The 2,173-nt window shown below is 75.3% G+C and carries 2 protein-coding genes; both read right to left on the bottom strand.

Annotated features, from left to right (window positions below; translation table 11 throughout):
- A partial coding sequence (locus ACIQOV_RS38510) for a response regulator (protein ID WP_401055439.1) occupies window positions 1-512 on the bottom strand: 512 nt, incomplete at its 3' end.
- Window positions 512-2,107: an ATP-binding protein gene (locus ACIQOV_RS38505; protein WP_401055438.1), complete on the bottom strand. Its 1,596-nt coding sequence runs from the start codon at window positions 2,105-2,107 to the stop codon at window positions 512-514. The genes ACIQOV_RS38505 and ACIQOV_RS38510, both read right to left, overlap by 1 nt.
- Window positions 2,108-2,173 lie beyond the last annotated feature (66 nt).

The raw sequence follows: 2,173 nt of genomic DNA, 5'->3' as shown, positions 1-2,173 counted from the left end.
CGCAACACCCCCATCACCAGGTCCGTGGTGGGCGCCGAGTGGCCCTTGGGGAGCGTTCCGGCCGGGGCGGCGGCGCTGCGCAGGGTCGCGAACAGCCGGTCCACCTCGTCCTGGCCGGCCTCCCGGGCCGGCGCGGCGAGCGCGTGGCGCAACTGCGCGTACGCCACCAGCTTCTCCCGCAGCCCGGCGAAGGTGAACGGCTTGACCAGGTACTGGAGTGCGCCGTGCTGCATCGCGGCGTGCACCGTCGACACATCCCGGGCGGCCGTCACCATCATCACGTCGCAGGCGACCTGGCGTTCCCGCAGCCGGCGCACCAGGGCCAGGCCGGTCTCGTCGGGCAGATGGTGGTCGAGCAGCAGCAGGTCCACCGGGCGGCGCTCCAGGGCGGCCAGCGCCTCCCCGGCCGAGTGCGCGGTGCCGGTCACCCGGAAGCCCGGGACCTTGGCCACGTAGGCGGCGTGCACGTCCGCGACCCGGAAGTCGTCGTCCACCACGAGTACGTCGATCATCATGCCTCCACGAGCCGACCGGTGAGCAGGGCCTCGGGCAGCTCGACGGTGAACCGGGCGCCGCCGAGCGGCCCGGTGTCGAGCACGATCCGGCCGCCGGTCCGCTCGACCAGCCGCCGCACCATCGCCAGCCCCAGCCCGCGCGGACGGTGCGCGGGCGCGTCCTTGCTGGTCCACCCCTCTTCGAAGACCTGTTCGCGCAGCTCCTCCGGCACGCCCGGGCCGCTGTCCGCGACCTGCAGCAGCAGGGTCGCTCCGGCCGCCGCCAGGCTGACCTCCACCCGGCCCCCGCCGCCCGCGGCCAGGGCGTCCACCGCGTTGTCGATCAGGTTGCCGAGCACCGTCACCAGTGCCCGGGCGTCCACCACCGCGTCCGGCAGGTGCGCCGCCGCGGCCAGCGCCAGCAGCACCCCGCGCTCGCCCGCCACCGAGGTCTTGCCCGCCAGCAGTGCCGCCACGTGCGGGTCCTGCACCTGCTCGGCGATCCGTGCGGCGACCACGGCGTGCGAGCCGGACTGCTCCGAGATGAACGCCACCGCCTGCTCGTGGCGGCCCAGTTCCAGCAGGCCCAGCAGGGTGTGCATCCGGTTGGCGTGCTCGTGGTCCTGGGCCCGCAGCGCCTCGGTCAGGCTGCGGGTGGTGTCCAGCTCGCGGACCAGCGACTCCAGCTCGGTGCGGTCCCGCAGGGTGACCACCGCGCCGCCCTCGGGCGTGGTCGTGCGGTTCACCACGAGCACCCGGTCGTCCCGGACGGCCGGCAGGTCGGCGCCGGCGATCCGCCCGGAGAGCACGTCCGCCAGCCGGCCCGGTGGCAGCACCGCGCCGATCGGCCGGCCGGTGCAGTCCTCGGGCAGGCCGAGCAGCCGCAGGGCCTCGTCGTTGGCCAGCCGGATCCGGCCGCGTTCGTCCAGCGCCACCATGCCCTCGCGGATTCCGTGCAGCATCGCCTCCCGCTCCACCAGCAGCGCCGAGATGTCGGCCAGGGCGATGTTGTGGGTGCGGCGCTTGAGCCGGCGGGCCAGGAGGAGGGTGGCGAGCGTGCCGGCGGCCAGGCCGGCGCCCGCGCACAGCAGGATGCCGGTGAGCATCGTCAGCAGCCGGCGGCGGATCGAGTCGTCGCTGATGCCGACCGAGACCTCGCCGACGATCCGGCCGTCCGCCATCCGCAGCGGCACCTTGCCGCGGGCGGTGCGGCCCAGGGTGCCCTGCTGGATGGCGGTGACGCTGCGGCCGCTGAGGGCCGGCTCCGGATCGGTGCTGACCCGCTGGCCGATCCGGCCCGGGTCGGTGTGCGAGAGCCGGATGCCGTCCAGGTCGGTGACCACCACGAAACTGGCGCCGGTGGCCAGCCGGATCTGCTCGGCGTTGCGCTGGGCGGCCACCACGTCGCGGCCGGCGGCGGCCCGGGCGATGTTCTCGTCGGTGGCGGTGGCCTGGGCGATCGACAGCGCCCGCTGCATCGCGTCGTGGTCCAGCTCGCTGCTGACCGGGGCCAGGAACAGCCCGGCGGTCACGGCGGTGACACCGACGGTGACGACGGTCTGGCTCAGCAGCAGCTGGGCGAAGACCCGGCGGGGTCCGCGGGGGAGCTTCATCCGGACCTCCTCTCGGCGGCTGCGGGGGATCGGGCGTCCTCGGGGGGCGGTCGGGGCGCCGATGGG

The organism is Kitasatospora sp. NPDC091257 (assembly GCF_044757675.1).
GTDB classification, from domain to species: Bacteria; Actinomycetota; Actinomycetes; order Streptomycetales; family Streptomycetaceae; genus Kitasatospora; species Kitasatospora lactacystinica.
This window is presented reverse-complemented; position numbering and strand designations above follow the sequence as displayed.

Coding starts and splice junctions, on each gene's coding strand:
- ACIQOV_RS38505 (WP_401055438.1), bottom strand. CDS start 2,107: ATGAAGCTCCCCCGCGGACCCCGCCGGGTCTTCGCCCAGCTGCTGCTG.